The 17,685-nt window shown below is 72.7% G+C and carries 15 protein-coding genes; 3 read left to right on the top strand and 12 right to left on the bottom strand.

Translation table 11 applies throughout. The features are described 5' to 3' along the window. Window positions 1-56: 56 nt before the first annotated feature. The 3 genes from ACFV2X_RS49910 to ACFV2X_RS49900 form a co-directional block, all read right to left on the bottom strand. Window positions 57-374: a hypothetical protein gene (locus ACFV2X_RS49910; protein WP_385629643.1), complete on the bottom strand. Its 318-nt coding sequence runs from the start codon at window positions 372-374 to the stop codon at window positions 57-59. 1 nt (window position 375) lies between these two features. Beyond that, on the bottom strand, window positions 376-5,169 hold the full coding sequence (locus tag ACFV2X_RS49905; protein ID WP_385629640.1) for a putative T7SS-secreted protein: 4,794 nt from the start codon (window positions 5,167-5,169) through the stop codon (window positions 376-378). Window positions 5,170-5,317: 148 nt separating this feature from the next. Continuing rightward, window positions 5,318-6,868, bottom strand: a complete 1,551-nt coding sequence (locus ACFV2X_RS49900; protein ID WP_385629638.1) for a Rieske 2Fe-2S domain-containing protein — start codon at window positions 6,866-6,868, stop codon at window positions 5,318-5,320. A gap of 378 nt (window positions 6,869-7,246) precedes the next feature. Between ACFV2X_RS49900 and ACFV2X_RS49895 the strand changes: the two genes are divergently transcribed. After that, window positions 7,247-8,539 (top strand): sensor histidine kinase, encoded by a 1,293-nt coding sequence (locus ACFV2X_RS49895; RefSeq protein WP_385629635.1) that lies wholly within the window; start codon window positions 7,247-7,249, stop codon window positions 8,537-8,539. A 5-nt stretch (window positions 8,540-8,544) separates the two neighbouring features. After that, on the top strand, window positions 8,545-9,210 hold the full coding sequence (locus ACFV2X_RS49890) for a response regulator (RefSeq protein ID WP_385629651.1): 666 nt from the start codon (window positions 8,545-8,547) through the stop codon (window positions 9,208-9,210). A 100-nt stretch (window positions 9,211-9,310) separates the two neighbouring features. On the opposite strand, the gene ACFV2X_RS49885 is transcribed toward ACFV2X_RS49890, so the two are convergent. The 4 genes from ACFV2X_RS49885 to ACFV2X_RS49870 form a co-directional block, all read right to left on the bottom strand. After that, the gene (locus tag ACFV2X_RS49885; protein ID WP_385629634.1) at window positions 9,311-10,288 is read right to left on the bottom strand and encodes a DUF2797 domain-containing protein; all 978 of its coding nucleotides are present in this window, start codon (window positions 10,286-10,288) and stop codon (window positions 9,311-9,313) included. A 46-nt stretch (window positions 10,289-10,334) separates the two neighbouring features. Further along, window positions 10,335-10,598, bottom strand: coding sequence for a DUF6332 family protein (locus ACFV2X_RS49880; RefSeq protein WP_385629633.1), 264 nt, complete (start codon window positions 10,596-10,598; stop codon window positions 10,335-10,337). A 74-nt stretch (window positions 10,599-10,672) separates the two neighbouring features. After that, window positions 10,673-11,410: a maleylpyruvate isomerase family mycothiol-dependent enzyme gene (locus tag ACFV2X_RS49875; protein WP_385629631.1), complete on the bottom strand. Its 738-nt coding sequence runs from the start codon at window positions 11,408-11,410 to the stop codon at window positions 10,673-10,675. Between the two features lie 56 nt (window positions 11,411-11,466). Further along, a complete protein-coding gene (locus ACFV2X_RS49870) occupies window positions 11,467-12,726 on the bottom strand; it encodes an MFS transporter (protein ID WP_385629629.1) in 1,260 nt (419 codons plus the stop codon). A gap of 17 nt (window positions 12,727-12,743) precedes the next feature. Between ACFV2X_RS49870 and ACFV2X_RS49865 the strand changes: the two genes are divergently transcribed. Further along, on the top strand, window positions 12,744-13,970 hold the full coding sequence (locus ACFV2X_RS49865) for an ROK family protein (protein ID WP_385629627.1): 1,227 nt from the start codon (window positions 12,744-12,746) through the stop codon (window positions 13,968-13,970). Window positions 13,971-14,049: 79 nt separating this feature from the next. On the opposite strand, the gene ACFV2X_RS49860 is transcribed toward ACFV2X_RS49865, so the two are convergent. From ACFV2X_RS49860 to ACFV2X_RS49840, 5 genes are all read right to left on the bottom strand, one after another. Further along, complete coding sequence (locus ACFV2X_RS49860) at window positions 14,050-14,994, bottom strand: phosphotriesterase (protein WP_385629625.1); 945 nt, start codon at window positions 14,992-14,994, stop codon at window positions 14,050-14,052. Between the two features lie 26 nt (window positions 14,995-15,020). Next, on the bottom strand, window positions 15,021-15,623 hold the full coding sequence (locus tag ACFV2X_RS49855; RefSeq protein ID WP_385629649.1) for a DUF4865 family protein: 603 nt from the start codon (window positions 15,621-15,623) through the stop codon (window positions 15,021-15,023). 96 nt (window positions 15,624-15,719) lie between these two features. Then, window positions 15,720-16,298: a TetR/AcrR family transcriptional regulator gene (locus ACFV2X_RS49850; RefSeq protein ID WP_385629622.1), complete on the bottom strand. Its 579-nt coding sequence runs from the start codon at window positions 16,296-16,298 to the stop codon at window positions 15,720-15,722. A gap of 93 nt (window positions 16,299-16,391) precedes the next feature. Continuing rightward, complete coding sequence (locus tag ACFV2X_RS49845; RefSeq protein ID WP_385629620.1) at window positions 16,392-16,937, bottom strand: ATP-binding protein; 546 nt, start codon at window positions 16,935-16,937, stop codon at window positions 16,392-16,394. A 215-nt stretch (window positions 16,938-17,152) separates the two neighbouring features. Next, the gene (locus ACFV2X_RS49840) at window positions 17,153-17,515 is read right to left on the bottom strand and encodes a hypothetical protein (RefSeq protein ID WP_014181857.1); all 363 of its coding nucleotides are present in this window, start codon (window positions 17,513-17,515) and stop codon (window positions 17,153-17,155) included. Window positions 17,516-17,685: the final 170 nt, after the last annotated feature.

Below are 17,685 nucleotides of genomic sequence, written 5' to 3'. Positions count from 1 at the left end.
GGCCGACGCCGGGCCCCTTGGGTCCTTTGGCGGGTGCTTCGGGGCCTGAGGCGGCCTCAGTCGAAGCCTTCATGGGTGACGCGATCCGCGCTCAACCCCGATTCGGCAAGGAACTCCGTCAGCACGGCGCGCGGGTCCTCACCGCCGATGGCCGTCAGGATGTAGCCGGGGCGCGGGGCGTGTTCGACCTCCCGCACCAGGGCCGCGAGGGTTCCGCTGTCGAGCGCGAAGGCGAAGGTGAACCAGTCGCCCAGGTCATCCCGGGTCAGCTCATGAGGGCCCCAGCGGGACTCCAGGCCCTCGGTCGTCACATCGAGCTGGGCGACATACGCCTGAGGGGACCCCTGGAAGGCCGCCGCGTCAATTCGCCGCACGCTACCGCACCTCCGTGACGAAAACCGGAATCCTGGCGAAGTCCTCGCCACCGTGGTGGACCCTACCCACCCCCGATTCGCTGCCGAGCTCCCACGCCACATAGCCAGGCGGTGTGTTTCTCAGCGGTTTGGGCTCGACGGAGGTGTAGAACTCGAAGCTTCCGGGGGGCGCGCTGTCCGGAATGGCGCCTCGGTGGGCCTGGACCATCTCCTCGCCTCCCCAGCGTGAGGCGCGTCCCCACAACTCTCCCGACTCGACGACCTGCTGCGTCACCTCGACCGTCTGAGTCGGCGAGCCCAGCCGGTGGAACGGCCCGTACAGATCGCTGACCGTGCTGATGCCGGGGTTGGGCGACTCCAGCATGAGAGGCGGCCGGGCAGCGGCCGGTTCCGGCGCCGGCGTCTGCGGAGCCGCGGAGTCCCTGCCGAACATGGACCTCAGACGATCTCTGAGGGAGGGTTTGCAGGGCGTCAGCCCCTGGGGGTCGCTCCAGGTGTGGGGGTTGTGGACGTAGGTGGCGGGGTTGGGCGCCGGGGTGAGGCCGAGGGGGTCGGGGGTGAGGTAGCGGGCGGTGGTGGGGTCGTAGTAGCGGTGGTGGTTGTAGTGGAGGCCGGTTTCCGGGTCGTAGTACTGGCCGGGGAAGCGGAGGGGTGTGTAGGTGGTGCTGGTGGCGGCCCAGGTGGTGGTGCCCCAGAGGGTGGTGCGGGCGTGCCAGGCGATCTCGCCGGTTTCGTCGACGAGATGGGTGGGGGCGCCGACGAGGTCGGTGACGATGGCGAAGAACCGTCGGTCGATCTCCCGCTGGGTGGTGGCGTCGGCAATGCGCTCGGTCTGGGCGACCGGATGCAGACCCTGATGGTCCCAGGTGAGGGTGACGGGCCGGGGGAGGCCCGTCGTCGCGGTGGTCTGCTCGACGAGGACGGGCCCGTCCCAGGTGAAGTCCACCTGTTCCACGACCTTTTCGCCGTCGCCTGCCAGGCGTTGTTTGGCGGTGCGGCGGCCGAGGGGGTCGTAGAGGTAGCGCCAGATGGTGCCATCGGGGGTGGTGACGGTGGTCAGGCGGTCCTCGGCGTCCCAGGTGTAGCGCCAGGTGTCGGGCTTCTTCGACAGACGGGTTTTCTGGCGGAGCGTGAGGCGGCCCGCGCTGTCGTGTTCGTAGCGGATGTCTCCCGCGCGGGTGATACGGGTGCCGGTGTAGGTCCGGTCTCCCGTCGCATCGGCTCCGGGATGCCGCTCCGGCCAGTCGGCATGGGTCTGGTTGCCCGCCTCGTCGTACGCGTAGGTCTCGGTCCAGCGCCTCGCGCGGACTGCGGTCACGCGGCCCGCCGCGTCTAGGGCTACGGCGGGGGCCCGGTTGGTCTGGGGGTGTTGTGGGGTGGGGGGGGGGGGGGGGGGGTGGGGTTGGGGGGGGGGGGGGGGGGGGGGGGGGGGGGCGGGGCCGGTGAGGGTCTGTTCGGTGAGCCGGCCGAGGGGGTCCCAGGTGTGGGTGAAGGTGAGGATATCGTCGAGGTGGCGGGTGGTTTGGCGGCCCGCGGCGTCGTGGTCGAAGGCGAGGGTGTGGCCGGAGGCGGTGAGCGTGGTGCGGTTGCCCGCCGCGTCGTAGGCGTATGTGGTGGTGGCGCCGCTGGGGGTGGTGCGGCGGACGCGGCGGCCCAGGGCGTCGTAGGTGTGGGTGAGGACCCGGCCGTTCACCATTTCGGATTTGACGCGGCCCATGCGGTCGCGCTGGTGGACCACCTCGGCGTCGGGGCCGGTGGCGGTGGTCAGGCGGCCGGCGGGGTCGTAAACGAAGGTGGTGGTCAGGCCGTCTGTGGTCTTGCGGAGGGTGCGGCCGAGCGGGTCGCGTTCGAAGTGGGTCGTCTGGCCGAGGGGGTTGGTGCGGGTGGTCAGTCTGCCGGCGGCGTCGTGGGTGTAGGTGAGGGTGCGGTCGTCGAAATCCGTCTCGGACACCGTGCGACCCGCAGGATCGTACTCATAGGTCCAGGTCAGGCCCTGCGGGTTGGTGACCTGGGTGAGGTGCAGGGCGGTGTCGTGGATGAACTCGTAGCGCACCCCGTCCGGGCCGGTCCTGGCGGCCAGCAGGTCGAAGTGGGTGTACTCGTAGGTGGTCGTGCCCCCGCCCGGGTCGGTGTGGCTGGTGCAGTTGCCCTCGCCGTCGTACGTCCATGACTCGGTCGTGCCGTCCGGGTACGTGCGGGCGGCGAGCCTTCCCTCGACGGTCCACTCCAGGCGGGTGGTGTGGCCGAGCGGATCGGTGACGGTGGTCGGGCGGCCGAAGGGGTCCCGCTGATAGCGGGTGCTGGCGCCGAGCGGATCGGTGATCTCCACCGGCAGACCCGCCGAGTCACAACGCAGGCCCGTGGTGTGCCCCAGCGCGTCAGTGACGGCGGTCAAGTGGCCGTGGTCGTCGTAGGCGTAGCGGGTGGTGTGGCCGGCGGGGTCGGTGAGGCTGGTGCGGCGGCCCGCCTCGTCCCAGGTCTGGTGCCAGGTGGCGCCGTCCGCGCCGGTGACGGTCACTGGCAGGCCCAGGGCGTCGTAGGTGGTGTGTGTCTCCAGGCCGTCGGGGCGGGTGACGGTGGTGAGGTGTCCAGCCTCGTCGTAGGTGTGGGTGGTGGTGTGGCCGAGGGGGTCGGTGTGGGTCAGGGGCCGACCGTGGCGGTCGTAGGTGGTGCGGGTGGTGTGGCCCAGGGGGTCGGTCTGGGCGATGACCAGGCAGGCGTCGTCGATGACGTAGCGGGTGGTGTGGCCGTCGGGGGTGGTGACGGTGGTGATGCGGTGGCCGGTGGCGGGGTCGGCGTCGTGGTAGTCGATGCGGATCGATATGTGGCCCGCCTCGCCGCCCTCCGCGATACAGCGGTCGCGGTTGTCGTAGACGTAGTCGTAGCGGCGGTCGTTGGTGTCGGTCCAGGAGATGACCCGGCGTTCGTCGTCGTACGCGAACCGCAGCGGCAGCCCGGAGGAGTTGATGACCTCGGTGAGGTTGCCGTCGGTGTAGCCGTAGCGGACGATCTCCTGGTCCGAGCCGTCGGGTGCGGCGCCCGCCAGGTGGAGGGCGGTGATCCGGCCGTCTGCGGTGGTCAGCTTCAGGTGATAGCCGGCGGAGTGGACGACATCGGTGGGCGCCCCCTCACCATCGTGGTCGAAGGTGATGACGTGGCCGCTGCGGTCCGTGATCTGCGCCAGCCGCGCGATGCCGTCGCCTCCTGCGGCTGGGCCGGCGAAGTGGCGGGTGTGTCCGGTGTCGAGGTCGGTGAGGGTGTAGTCGCCGTCCGCGTCCCGTTCCAGCGGCCATCGCGGCCCCGCGACGGGAAGCGTGGGGAGGCCGGGGGCCGGGTGCGGATAGGACAGGAGCAGCCCGTCCTCGCTGACGAACACGACACCCTCGGCGTCGATCTCCAGCCGCTGGTCGGCCGTGCTCGACCACGACGGACCGAACCAGCCCCCCGCCGCATAGCCCGACTCCACCCGGCGGCGGAAGACCAGCGGCAGCTCACCGGGCAGGGCCACATCCGTCTGCGGCAGGAACATCTTCCCCGTCGCCAGGTCCACCGGATCGGTGCCGTTACAGGTCTTCTTGACGTCCTCGCGCGCGAAGGGGTGCGACCCCTCCTTGCGCAGCGCCGCACGCGCCGCGTCCTCCCCGCCCCGCGCGTACTTGGCGGCGGCCATGCCCTCACGCGCCGCGCCCATGCCCGCCCGGGCCGCGCCCAGCCCCTTGGTGCCGATCAGCTCGGGCACCAGGCGGCCCAGCCCCTCCGACGGGTCCTTGGCGAAGGCGTCGAGCATGTTCTTGCCCGCCCCGACCGGATCGTTGGCCAAGGTCACCAGCCCGGCCGCCGTGCTGTTCAGATTCGTCACGTACTCAGCGGGATGGGTGATGTTGTACGGATCCAGCGGATTGAGCCCGCGGGCGAAGTTGACCAGGCCCGCCGTCCCCTTCACCACACCACCCAGGAAGTGCGAGGTGTCCAGCGACAGCCCCTCAAGCCCATCGGCGACCTGCTCGCTGTAGGAGGGCTTGGGCGGAGCGGCGTCCCGGGCCTGGGCCACCGCCTTGACCGCGGTCTCCTCCGCCTTGTTCCGCTGCCGCCGCGCCTCGTCCAGCTTCTCCTGCGCCGCCTTCGCCTTCGCGGGACCCGGGTCGGCGAAATCTCCTGGCTTCTTCGGCTTGGCCCCCGGATCCTTGCCGTCCTCCACGGCGGCGTTGTACGTGTCCACCGCCGAGTTGTACGCGTCCACCTTGCCGTTGTAGACGGACCGCGCGTCGTCCGACGCCTTCTTCGCGGCCTTGTAGGCGTCGATCGCGTCTTGCGCCTGGCCCTGCGCCCACTCCACGGTGCCCGCGAAGCCCTCCAGCGCCAGCGCGGCCTTCTCACACGCGTCCGCGGCCTTGAACCACTTCGCCGGCTCGTCGGCCACCTTCTTCCGGAAGGCGTCCGCGCTCTTGCCCTTCAGCCGGGAGGCGTCCAGCCCCTTGAGGCCCTTGCCGACCTGGTCGAACGCCTTCTGGAAATCCCGCAGATGGGTGGCCGTGGACCGGAGTTTCCCGGCGCTGCCGAAGACCAGCTTCTTCGGGTCCTCGGTCTCGCCCAACTGGAACTCGGCGACATCCGCCCCCAGCGCGTTCGCCGCCGAACGGGACTTGTCACGGACCCAGTCCGCCCCGCCCTCCCAGCCGACCTTGTCCAAACCCTCCGCGGACTTGTTGCCCAGCCACTCCACACCGTCCCCGACGGCCTCAGTGCCCGACTCAACCGCGTCATCCAACCAGTCGGGGGTCAGATCCCACCCCATCAGCCGTTGTCTCCCTGCCCCGGGGCGTGACTTGCCCAGACTCGTGTTCTGCAACCTTCTGCACCGTACAACAAGGTGTTCTGCTGCAAACCACGCGGAATGGGCTGGTCTGGTTCCCGCGATCACGCCCCGGTCACACGCCGGGCTGTCAGCCGTCGGCGGGTGCTGTCCGCTCGGCCCGGATGTCGTGGCCGTCGGCGGTCAGACAGCGGCCGGTGGACAGGTCGTAACGCCAGCCGTGCAGGGTGCAGGTGAGCTCGTCGCCGTCGATCTCTCCGAACCGGCCGAGATCGGCGCGCAGATGCGGGCAGCGCCGCTGGACGCGCCAGTCGCCCAGTTCGACGTGTTGGCCGTCGTCGTGCCCGGAGTCGTAGTAGTTCTCCACGTACTCGATGCGCTCGCTGGACAGACACTTGAAGAACACGTACAGGAATTCGTTGTACGGCCCGATCCGGCTGGCGCTGAAGCGCAGGGACAGCAGGAGACTGTTTGACCAGTCGACCTCGCGCCGGGCGATGTTGGTGGCCACCAGGTCGCCCGTGGTGGAGAGCGTGTAGCGGCAGCGCTCACCGTCCCAGCGGCGGACCTGGCGGGCCGGGAAGTCGATCACGATCGGGGTGTCGTCCACGTCCAGCCGTACCGGGCCGCCGACCCCGTCGCAAATCCGGTCCGCGCGTGCCAACAGCGGTTCCCACCACTGCTTGAGTTCGGCCAGCAGGCGTTCGGGCGGCAGCGCCGGGGCGCGCGAGGCGCGCTCGGCGGCGAGCGCGGGCTGCTGTCTGCGGGCGAAGTCGCGCAGGTACGCGTCCTTGTGCTCGAAGATGTGGTCGATCTCCTTGGCGGTGTAGCGGTGGGTGAGCTTGCACGCCGTGTGCAGCGGTTCGGCGACGGTGCCCGGCAGCAGCAGATGCGCCGAGGTGTCCGGCCGGGCCTCGGCGAGCTCCGCCAGGAACTCCCGCTGGTCGACGAAGATGCTCTCCCCGGCACGGCCGGTGCCGTTGAACTGGAACAGGTCCTCGTCGAGGAAGCAGGGCGGGCCGGCGTTGGGGAACACGTGCTTGGCCTCGACGGCGTCGATATAGCGCAGCGCCCGCTCGGACTGCCCCTCGCGCTTACGGGCGGCGAACTCCCGTTTCGCGGTGTCCGGCAGTTGATAGACCATCGGCCACCAAATGGCCCCGGAGAACTGCAGGAAGTGCGCGTCGACCTCGCCGAACGCCCGGATCGAAGGGATGTCCAGCGGGTGTGCGTCGTTCTGGTTGAGCAGCACCGTCTCCCCGTCGTCCAGCGACAGCGCGGAGTCGCCGATGGGGCCGTCGCCGGGGCCGGTCAGGGCAGTGATCATGATGCGCAGGCCATCGCGCTCGACCGGGACACCGCTTTCGGTGCGCAGGAATTCGCTGAATCCGAGCGCACGCAGCTCGAACTCCAACTCGTCGGTGGCGAAGGCGGGTAGCAGTACGGTGAGGTCCTTGCGCACATTGCGGCGCAGGTTCTCCGCGTCGAAGTGGTCACGGTGCAGATGCGATATGTACAGGTAGTCCGCGGCCCGCCCGTAGTGGTCCCAGTCCAGGTCGGTGTTGTCGGGGAACGGGAACCACGAGCCGAAGAAGGCCGGGTTGACCCAGGGGTCGCAGAGCACCGTTCCGGCGGCGGTTTCGATGAACAGTCCAGCATGCCCAAGTCCGGTTACACGCATAGCGCAGCACCTCAGCCCGGCTCCGTAGGTCACCCGCCCCAACCGTCACGGAAGGGGCCGGTACATCACGTTTTTCACTGTGTGGGGATTTCGGGGCGTGTGCACCCGCAGCGCGCGTGTCCTCGGACACCGGGATACGCGGATGGCCAGGCCAGGGGCGGTGGCCCGGATTTGGTTTCCCCTGGTCGAGCGTCGCCCGGTTGCCGTAGCCCGGTGTGTCGCGCGGTGTCGATCGATGGCCGGCTGGTCGGTGGCCGGCCCCCCGGGCCGGGTGTCCCCGGCCGTCGCGCACCCACGCCACGTACTCCACCGGGAGTACGTCCGGCCACCGCCCCGGGGCGACGCCGTCGCGGCCCGGGCCGGTCTAGCGTTGCGGGTATGCGTGAATTCTCCCGGGGCCGGCACCCCGGATCCGGCCAGGCAGCCGCCCGGCCCTGGGGGCCTCCGTGGTGGAGCGCGGGCCCCGCCGCCCGTCTGCCGTGGCGCTCCTCGCTGGTCGTCGCGTTCCTCCAGCTGGTCGGGACGCAGTTTGCCGCGCACAGCCAGCCCGAGCGGGCCGATCTCGGCCTCGCCGGCCGGGCGCTGCTGGTGGCCGGGCCCGCGCTGCTCCTCGTACGCCATCGGCACCCCCAGCTCGCCGTCCTCGCCACCTCGGCCGTCACCGCGCTCTACCTCGGCGCCGGATATCCCTACGGCCCGGTTTTCCTCAGCGTCGTCGTCGCCTGCTTCGCCGCCGTGGCCGCCGGGCGGCGGGTGGCCGCCTGGAGTGCGCTCGGGGGGCTGTGGGCCGCCCATCTGCTCATCGCCCACTGGCTCCATCGATGGCTGCCGCCGGCAGGGGACGGTCCTGCCGCCTGGGGGCCGGAGGCGGTCGTCGTGGCCTGGGTGGTGGCGGTCGTCGCCGCCTCCGAGCTCGCTCGCGTACGACGGGAGCAATGGGCACGCGAGCGGGCCGAGCGGGAGGCGGCGGAGCGGCGCCGCGCCGACGAGGAGCGGCTGCGCATCGCCCGCGAGCTGCACGACGTCCTCGCCCACAGCATCTCGGTGATCAACGTTCAGGCGGGCGTCGGCCTCGCCCTCCTCGACCAGGACCCCGAGCAGGCCCGCACCGCCCTGACCACGATCAAGGTGGCCAGCAAGGAGGCGCTGGGCGAGGTCCGCCAGGTCCTGGACACGCTCAGGGCGCCCGGGGACGCACCCCGCTCGCCCGCCCCCGGCCTGGACCGGCTGGACGAGCTGACCGAACAGGCTCGTGGCATGGGCCTCACGGTGAGCGTCGAGGTGGACGGCGTACGGACCGCCCTGCCGCCCGGTACCGACCTCGCCGCCTTCCGTATCGTCCAGGAGGCCCTGACCAACATCGTCCGCCACTCCGGCTCCCGCACCGCCCGGGTCCTGCTGCGCTACGCCCCGGCCGAGCTGGAGCTGCGGATCGACGACGACGGTCCGGCGACCGCCGTCGGCCCGACGAACGGGGTCGCCGGTGGTGGCAACGGCCTGGTCGGCATGCGTGAGCGGGCCGCCGCGCTCGGCGGCACGGTGGTGGCCGGGCCGTGCCCGGACGGCGGCTTCCGGGTCCGGGCCCGCCTTCCGCTGACCGCCGCTACGGTGTCCCCGACACCACGGCACGAGAGGCCGTCGGGCGAAGCGACCACCTTGGAGGCCCCTTGAGCTCCCTGATCCGTGTAGTGCTCGCCGACGACCAGGTGCTGGTCCGCGCCGGGTTCCGCGCCCTGTTGGACGCTCAGCCGGACATCGAGGTGGTCGGCGAGGCCGCCGACGGCGAGCGGGCGGCGGCGCAGGTCCGTGAGGTGCGCCCGGACGTGGTCCTGATGGACATCCGCATGCCACAGCTCGACGGCCTCGCCGCCACCCGCCGGATCACCGAGGACCCCGCGCTCGCCGAGGTGAAGGTGGTCATGCTGACCACCTTCGAGCTCGACGAGTACGTCTTCGAGGCGATCCGCTCGGGCGCCTCCGGGTTTCTGGTCAAGGACACCGAGCCCGAGGAGTTGCTGCGGGCCGTACGGGCGGTCGTCGCGGGCGACGCGCTGCTCTCGCCCGGCGTCACGCGCCGGCTCATCGCCGAGTTCGCCGCCCGGTCGAAGGAGCCGGCGCCCGGTGCCGTGCTCGCGGAGCTGACCGAGCGCGAGCGGGAGGTGATGGCGCTGGTGGGCATCGGGCTGTCGAACGAGGAGATCGCCCGGCGGCTGGTCGTCAGCCCGCTCACCGCCAAGACCCATGTCAGCCGCACGATGATCAAGCTGGGCGCGCGCGACCGCGCCCAACTCGTCGTCCTCGCCTACGAGTCGGGCCTGGTACGCCCGGGCTGGCTCGGCTGATTGATTTCCGGCCCGGTTTTCCCCCGGCTACCGCTGGGAGGCGCCCACCGGGTCCCCGCCCCCGGGCCCCGGCCCACCGGGCCCGCCCCGCACCGCCCGCTCAGAACAGCCCTTCCGGCTCCGCCGCCTCCCGCACCAGCGCGGCCACCTCCGCCGTGGTGGCGGCGTCCGCGGGGGCCGCGGCCAGCGGCCAGCCCGCCAGCTGCCGGGTGTCGAGCAGCAGGGCACGGTCCGCCGAGTCGGTCAGGTGGACATCCGGCCCGGCCACGGCCTCCACCTGGCCCGCCACCGTACGGCCGGGGGCGAGCCGGATGACGCCGTGCACCGGGCGCACGCGGTCCAGGTGGAAGACGGCGTCATGGTGGACGGGCGCACATGGACAGAGGGCGAGGGATTCCGGGAGCCCGCCCAGGGCGCACGCCCGCGCGTGCAGCTCGGCGAGCGCCGCCGCGCGCTCCCGCTGAGGCGGCGGGGCCTCACGGGCGGCGCGCTTGGCGGCGTACGGGAAGCGGTCCGGCACCCCGAGCGCGGCGCCCAGCACGGCCTCCGCCCGGCGGGCGGCCATCAGCGGGCCGCGCCCGAGCAAGGTGTAGGAGAGCGCGGCCTGTTCGAGCAGCCGGGCCCCCTCGCGTTCGGCCGCGGTGATCCCGACCTTGATCAGATCCGGGCCGAACCAGGCGAGATAGACGTCATACGGGCGCGGGTCGTCGGTGCGGGTGTCGGCGGCCACGGAGTACGAGCGGTCCAGCCGGGCGCAGTCCGGGCACTGGGCGGAGACGGCGGACGCGGACACCTCGGCGCCCACCGGGCACGGCGTGTGCCGGGCGCCCCTGCGCACGCCGACGCACCAGCGGCCGGACGACGCGCCTTCTCGTTCGCTTCTCCGCCCACGCGGCGCAGGCGCGGGTATCGCCGCCGTCTGCGGCCCGGCGGCCGCGTATGCGTCGCTCACAACGGTGAAGCCCAGCGGGCGGCCGGGCGACAGCGGGGAGGCGCGGTCGCCGTGGGCGGGGTGGTGCCAGGCCAGCGCGGGGTCCGACCGGCCCCAGCGCAGCCCCGCGCACCGCCAATGCGTCATACCAGGACCTCTTGCCTACGGGCCTCTTGCCTACGGGGGGAGAACGTCAGCCGCGCCGCTTGCGCGGCAGCCACCACAGGACCTGGAGGACCCGGGCGGCGAACCCGACGGTGGCCGTGCTGGCGGCGGCCGTCAGCCAGGTCTTCTCCGCCGCTCTGCCCAGGTCGCCGAAGAGGGCCGGGCTCGCGCAGACGAAGAACAGCAGGGCCGCCAGCAGGGCGCCGGTGACGACCGCGAACATGATCTCCACGGTGACGGCGTCGCGTTGGTCCTGGGTGCGAGGACCGCTCACGGGGTGCATGTCTGTCATGCCACCAGCCTAGGGTCTCGCCGAGGGGTGCAGCGGGGCGTACACCGGAAAGCCCGGCGTACGCCCCGTCCGCTTCAGAAGCCCGAGCGCTCCCGCCACAGTTCGGTTAGCGATGTGTCGCCCGTGGCCCGCAGCCGCGTCATCGGCAGGCGGTTCCACAGCGTCAGGTACAACTCCTCCGCCGAACCGGACAGCTCGCAGTCGGCCTCTCCGGCGTCGCCGACCTCGGCGCGCGGAGGGGCGTCGGTCAGCCGCACCGTCCAGACGACCTCGGCGTCCGTGGCCCGCAGCCGCAGGGTGCGCGGTGTCTCCGTCCGCACCTTGCTCCGCTCGGTGGCGTGGAACCCGGTCAGCAGCTCGCCCAGGCCGTCGGCCGCGAAGGCCGGGGTGACGGGGGAGAGGTCCTTGCCGGCCGCCGACTCCGCGTCGACCCGGTGGATCGCCGTCTCGTGTGCCTGCCGCCGCGCCCAGAACGCGAGCGGTGAGTCCGAGGTGGGCAGGATGGTGAAGTACCGTCCCTCGGGGTCGGCCTCGTTCAGCGCCTTGACCAGCGCGCCGTGGCCGTCGCGGAACCAGGGCGTCAGATCCGCGTCCTCGGGCTCCTGGCCGGGCTGGGGCCGCACCCTTTCGGTCAGCCCCTCGGTGAGGATACGGGTCACCCAGCGGTGCACCATCCCGACGTGTGCCAGCAGGTCCCGTACCCGCCAATCGGGGCACGTGGGCACCCGCGCGTCCGGCCCGGCCTGCTGCGCGGCGTCGGCCAGCAGCCGGCCATCCCGGTCCAGAGCGTCGATCAACTCGGCAATATCCATGGCGGAATTCTGCCAGTTTTGATCGAACATCCCGTGCCCGGGCGGTGGACGTGGGCTCACGCCGGCTCGTCGGCGGGCTGACCTGCCCGGCGCGCGCCGTACGCCACGGCTGCCGCCACCGCCGCCAGCAGGGCGACCGTGGTCAGGGCGGTCGGCAGGGAGAGCCCGTCGGCCAGGAAACCGATGGCCGGCGGGCCGAGCAGCATCCCGCCGTAGCCGAAGGTGGAGGCCGCGGCGACCCCGCTCGGCCCGGTCAGGGCGCCCGCCCGCGAGATGGCGACCGGGAAGAGATTGGCCAGGCCGAGACCGGTGACGGCGAAGCCGAGGAGCGCGAGCCAGACGGTGGGGGCGAGCGCGCCGAGCAGCATGCCGGCCGCGGCCGTGGTGCCGCCCGCGACCAGTGTGCGGGTCTGGCCGAGCCGTTCGAGGAGCGTGGTGCCGCTCAGCCTGCCGACGGCCATCATCAGGGCGAAGACCGAGTAGCCCGCCGCGGTGACCCCCGGGGACGCGTCCAGGTCCTGGTCCAGATGGAGCGCGGCCCAGTCGGCCATCGCTCCCTCGCCGTACGCCGTGCACAGCGCGATCAGCCCGAAGACGGCGACCAGCCGGCGCGCCGCGCTCCGGGAACCGCCCCCGGGCGCCCGCCCATCCGGAGCCGCGCCCTCTGTGCCTTCCTCAAGCGGCGCCGGTACGGGTACGGGGACCGGGAGGCGGATCAGGGCCCGGCCCGCGACCGCCGCGAGCAGCAGCCCGCACGCGGCGAGGAGTGACAGGTGGGCGGTGGGGCTCAGCCGCCCCGCTATCAGCCCGCCCAGGGCCGCCCCGGCCATCCCGCCCAGGCTGAACGCGGCGTGGAAGCTGGGCATGACGGGGCGGCGCAGCGCGGCGATGAGATCGACGGCCGCGCTGTTCATGGCGACGTTGAGCCCGCCGAACCCGGCCCCGAAGACCAGCAGGACCAGCCCGAGGGCGAGCGCGGAGCCGGCCAGCGGCGGCAGCGCGACGCTGAGCGAGAACAGGACGGCCAAGGCCACCGTCGTGGCGTGGCTGCCGAAGCGGCGGCAGAGCCGGCCGGTGATCATCATGGTGGCCACCGCGCCCGCCGAAACGCCGAGCAGGGCGAGCCCGAGGGCGCCTTCCGACGCGCCGGTCCGGTCCTTGATCGCGGGAATCCGGACCACCCAACCGGCGAATATGAATCCGTCGAGGGCGAAGAACACGGTGATGGCGGTGCGCAGTTGAGCGAGCGATCGGTCGGCCACGGCGGGGCGCCGCCTCCCCGGAATGACCGTCCATGTTTTGTTTCGTGTCGGCACAAAGTGAGAATAGGGGCGTGACCCAGACACGGACAAGGCTCGAGCGGGGCCGAAGCGCTCTCGGCCCGGCGCTGGAGCTCGTACACACCGGCCGGGCGCCCACGCGGGCGGTGCTCACGACCGAACTCGGCGTGACCAGAGCGACCGCGGGCGCAGTCGCCGCCGAACTCGAAGCGCTCGGCCTGATCCAGGTCGACTCCCGCCCGCTGGGGGCCGCCGGGGCGCAGGGCCGCCCCTCGCACCGCCTCGCGATCGCCCCCCACGGCCCGGTGGCCCTCGCCGCCCAGGTGCACGCCGACGGCTTCCGCGCGGCTCTGGTCGGGCTCGGCGGCCGGATCGTGGCCACCGACCCCGGCTGTATGACCGTGCCCGCAGATCCGGCGCATGTCATCGACGCGGTCGTCGAGGCCGGGGCCCGGCTGCTGCGCGCGAGCGGCCGCCGCTGCGTGGGCGCCGGGCTCGCGGTCCCCTCCGCGGTGGCCGAACCGGAGGGCACCGCCCTCAACCCGCTGCATATCGCCTGGCCCGCGGGCGCGCCCGTACGCGAGCTGTTCACCCGGAGCCTCGCCGCGGCGGGCGTCCGCGGCCCGTCCGGGGCTCCCCTGGCCGGCCTCGCCGGCAACGACGTCAACCTCGCGGCCCTGGCCGAGCACCGCCACGGCGCGGGCGGCGGCGCCCAGCACCTGCTCTGCGTCGCCACCGGCCACCGCGGCGTCGGTGGGGCGCTGGTCCTCGACGGGCGGCTGCACACCGGCAGCGCGGGCCTGGCCCTCGAGGTCGGCCATCTGACCGTCAACCCGGAGGGACCGCCCTGCCACTGCGGCAGCCGCGGCTGTCTGGACATCGAGGCCGACCCACTGGCGTTCCTCGTCGCCGCCGGACGCGACCCGGGACCCGAGGTGTCGCTTCTCCAGCAGGCGCGCGACCTGCTCCGCGAGGAGTACGCCGACCCGTCCGTGCGGGCCGCCGCCGACCTGCTCATCGACCGGCTCGGCCTCGGCCTCGCCGGGCTCGTCAACATCCTCAACCCCGACCGCATCATCCTCGGCGGGCTGCACCGCGAGCTCCTTGAGGCCGACCCGGAGCGGCTGCGGGCGGTCGTCGCCGAGCGCAGCCTGTGGGGGCGCAGCGGGGGCGTACCGGTCCTGCCGTGCACCCTGGACCACAACAGCCTGGTCGGCGCGGCGGAGTTGGCGTGGCAGGCGGTGCTCGACGACCCGCTGGAGGCGCTTGGCGCGGCGTGACCCGGGGCGGTGCGATACAGCCGGCCCCCGGGTCCGCCCTCGGCCCAGGTGCCGGGTCCGTACAGCCCCAGCCCGTACGTCAGTCCGCGCGCCAGGCCGTGGCCAGGGCGCGGGCCGGGTTGGCGGTGAGGATCCGGCGCACCACATCGGCACCCACGGCGAGTTCGAGCCGTGGGCGCAGCCGGCGGAGCAGATACGGCATGCCCGGGCCGCCGTTCACCGACCGGGCCGCGGCCGTGGTCGTATCGCCGCCCAGCAGCAGCTGGTCGGCGTGCCCGGCGTCGACGAGCGCGACCAGCGCGTCGGGCAGCCGCCAGTCCGTGGCGTGGTTGGCGCGGGAGGGCCCGTCGAAGGCGAGGAACGCCCCGGCCCGGGCCGCCTGTTGGTGCACGACCGAGTCGGGCGAGCGGTTCAGATGGCCGAGGATCACGCGCTGCGGCGCCACCCCGTGCTCGTCGCACAGCAGGTCCAGGACGTCCAGGGCGGCCGTCCCCAGCTCCAGGTGAACGGCGATGGGCGCGCCGGTGCGATGGTGGGCCTGGGCGGCCGCGGCCATGGTGCGGCGGGCGTGGGCATCGAGGCCGTGGAAGCCGCCCGCGACCTTGATCAGCCCGGCGCGCGGCCCCGTGCCGCCGATGCCGCGCGTCAGCTCGTCGACGAAGAGTTCGGCGAGCCCGTCGAGCACCGCTTCGACGGTGCCCGGCGCGTAGTGGTGGGCCTGGTGCAGCCCCGTCGCGGCCACCAGATGGACGCCGGTGGCCCGGGAGAGCCCGACCAGCTCACCGGCCGTCCGCCCGAGGCCGTAGGGCGTCCACTGCGCCACCGCCCGCCCGCCGAGCCCGTGGAAGGCCCGCAGCTCCGCGTCCGCCGCGGCCACATCGGTCAGCTCCTGCCCGGGCAGCAGTGCGCTACGGAAGAACAGGTGGTCGTGTGCGTCGCAGACGCCCAGCGCATCGCCGGGGACATCGCCGAGCACGGTCCGTACGGCGGTCTGCGCGGCGGTCTGCCCCGTGGTCTCTCCCATGGCCTCTCGGGCCTGTCCGGCCGCGCTCACCACTGGCGCCCGCGGGGGAGCCGGGCCAGGTCGGGCGCGGAGAGGTGGAGCACCTGGTAGCGGTCGCCGGGGGCACCGGGCGGGGCGGTGTCCGCCCAGAGGGTGAAGTGCAGCAGCTCCCAGCCGCGCGGGTCGATGCCGAGGGCCGTCGAGTGCACCCCGTCCGTACGGGCCAGCCGCCGCAGCTCCTCCAGAGCGTCCTCGACCGCACCCGCCGGACCGCTGCCCGACTGGTCGGCGCCCGCCGGGACGGCCACGGCGTGGCGGGTGGCGGTGCGCGGTACGGAGGCCAGGGCCGGGCCGTGCTCGAAGGCGAGCCCTTGCCAGTTCTCGACCGCGGGGCGGCCGAAGTCCCGGACGATGCCCTGGAATCCGGGCCCCCACAGAAAGCGGTTCATGGCTTCCGGCTCGGCCCACAGATAGAACGGCGCGTACTGGTTGACCGGGGAGCCGTCGACCCCGCGCTCGCGGATGCCGTACGCCTTCAGCCCGAGCCCCGGAAAGTCGTCCAGGGCTGGGCCCTTCGACTCCACTCGGCGCCGGATGATCTTCATGTCGTAGTCGGCGGGCAGGGTGATCCGGTACTGCATGGCGTGCAAGGAGAACTCCTGTCGTATCAGACCGGGGGAGTGCATGGCGCCTTGATGAGCCGGCGCCGTGCGAGGCGGAACGGCGGGGGTCTTACGAAGCGGGCCTTACGCAGCGGGTCGGCGAGGCGCGCGGGCGGCGAGCAGATCCAGCAGGCCCTGTACGGCGGCGTCGAAGGGCGCCGTCGACCCCGCGGCGCGGGCCACCACATAGCCGCCCTGGATGGTCGCAACGACCGAGGCGGCGGTCCGCTCCGGGTCAAGACCCGCGTCGAACTCCCCGCGCTCCACGCCCTCGGAGACGATCTGGGCCAGCCTGGCGCGCAGCCAGTCGAGCGTTTCCGCCACCGGCTCGCGCAGCGCGGGGTCGGCGATGATGTCCGGGTCCATCGTCAGCCGGCCGATCGGGCAGCCGCGCAGCACCTCACGCTCCCGCAGCAGATAGGCGCGGATGCGGTCGTACGCGGTCCCGGGGGCGGAGAAGCACGCCTCGGCCGTGGCGCGCATCTGCTCCGCGGTGCGGCGGATGGCGGCGAGCGCGAGCTCGGGCTTGCCGCGGAAGTGGTGGTACATGCTGCCCTGGCCCGCGCCGGCGCGCTGCTGGATGGCCTTGGGGCTGGTGCCCACGTAGCCGCGCTCCCACAGCAGGTCCTGGGTGCTCTCGATCAACCGCTCCGCAGTGCTCATGAAGCCACTGTACATACTAGTAAGTACAGATGGGGTGCGGCGCCGGGTCCGACACGGTGTCGGACCCGGGGTTGCGCGGTCAGTGGTGCGCGGTCAGTGGTGCACGGCGGACCGGGCGGCGGGCGCCCGCTCCCGGATCACGCCGGCCGGCGGCGCGGGGCGGGCGAGGTCGGTGCGGTCGGGCGGGGCGGTGCGGCCCGCGCCATGCGCCGTGAACGGGGACTTGGCGGGGGTGGCGGCCTGTGGTACGGCCAGCGTGAACCACACGACCTTCCCGCTGCCGTCGTCCCGGGCGTGCATGCCCCAGCTCTGGCTGACCGCCGCGACCAGGGCGAGCCCGCGGCCGTGGGTGGCCAGCAGATCGCATTCGCGGACGCGCGGCAGCCGCGGATCCTGATCGCGGACCGAGACCGTCAGGCGGTCCATCATGAGGACGATCTCCACCGTGCACTGCTTGTCGGGCTCGGCGTGCCGGTGAACGTTGGTGAGCAGTTCGGTGACGGCGAGCGCCGCGGGATCGATGAGCGGATCCAGATGCCAGTAGCGCAACTGCGCGGACACGATTCTGCGGACCTGTCCGATCCGCGACGGCAGGGCCTGCAGCTCCACCGTGCAATGCCTGCTTGGACGACTGATCACGGCTGCGACTCCCTGAAGAAGTTGGGGCTAGCCTGATTCAGATGCGGGCGTCGAACACGTTCAGCAGTGGTGGCTGCTGGGCGCGACCGGGAAGGGGCCGGTTCTCAGCGTCACCGCCCGTTGACCCTCAGTGATAACTGATGTGCGTCCAGGGTCAGCCCCGTCGCCCGCATGCGCAACTCAGGGGGCACCTCCCGGCGGTGGCCGGGGAGGTGTCAGCCCTTGGGCGAATGGCCTCGCGCGCTGCGGATCGCGTCGAGGAGGCGATTGGCGGCGCCGGGCGCGGCGGCCTTCGCCGCGGCGTCCCGCTGGCCCAGAGTCAGGCGGTAGCGGGTGCCGTTGACCGTCGCGAGAGCCTGGTCGCCGTCCGTGAACCACGGCTTGCTCGCATGGACCGACTGCACGGGGGCGCTGTCGATCTCCCGGCCGTAGCTGGTCAGCAACTGCAGCCTGCCGTCCTTGATCAGCACCTGTCCGGCATGCGTGACCGAGCGCAGAAACCGCTCGATCCGCACCCCGCGGGCGTTGAACTCGGTATCGGCCACGGTGACCGCCTCCCCGCTCTGTCTCGCCGGCATGCGCGCCGCTCTCCCATGTCCTTCATATTTTCCCTGCTGCGCAGTGTGCCCGGGACAGGCACGGGATGCCAGGGCGCACTGGTGCCCACTTATGATCCGAAAAGGTCCAAGTTCACCACCGGGCCGCCACAAGAGGCAAGGGGCGGCGCGTGGAGAGCGCGGTGAGCGCC

Source organism: Streptomyces sp. NPDC059679 (assembly GCF_042734105.1).
GTDB lineage: Bacteria > Actinomycetota > Actinomycetes > Streptomycetales > Streptomycetaceae > Streptomyces.
Note: the sequence above shows the minus strand (reverse complement) of the source record. Positions and strands in the feature narration are given on the sequence as shown.

Excerpts from the sequence above, each read along its gene's own strand:
- ACFV2X_RS49905 (WP_385629640.1), bottom strand. The coding sequence starts at position 5,169 with ATGGGGTGGGATCTGACCCCCGACTGGTTGGATGACGCGGTTGAGTCG.
- ACFV2X_RS49900 (WP_385629638.1), bottom strand. The coding sequence starts at position 6,868 with ATGCGTGTAACCGGACTTGGGCATGCTGGACTGTTCATCGAAACCGCC.
- ACFV2X_RS49895 (WP_385629635.1), top strand. The coding sequence starts at position 7,247 with ATGCGTGAATTCTCCCGGGGCCGGCACCCCGGATCCGGCCAGGCAGCC.
- ACFV2X_RS49885 (WP_385629634.1), bottom strand. The coding sequence starts at position 10,288 with ATGACGCATTGGCGGTGCGCGGGGCTGCGCTGGGGCCGGTCGGACCCC.
- ACFV2X_RS49880 (WP_385629633.1), bottom strand. The coding sequence starts at position 10,598 with ATGACAGACATGCACCCCGTGAGCGGTCCTCGCACCCAGGACCAACGC.
- ACFV2X_RS49875 (WP_385629631.1), bottom strand. The coding sequence starts at position 11,410 with ATGGATATTGCCGAGTTGATCGACGCTCTGGACCGGGATGGCCGGCTG.
- ACFV2X_RS49860 (WP_385629625.1), bottom strand. The coding sequence starts at position 14,994 with ATGGGAGAGACCACGGGGCAGACCGCCGCGCAGACCGCCGTACGGACC.
- ACFV2X_RS49850 (WP_385629622.1), bottom strand. The coding sequence starts at position 16,298 with ATGAGCACTGCGGAGCGGTTGATCGAGAGCACCCAGGACCTGCTGTGG.
- ACFV2X_RS49840 (WP_014181857.1), bottom strand. The coding sequence starts at position 17,515 with ATGCCGGCGAGACAGAGCGGGGAGGCGGTCACCGTGGCCGATACCGAG.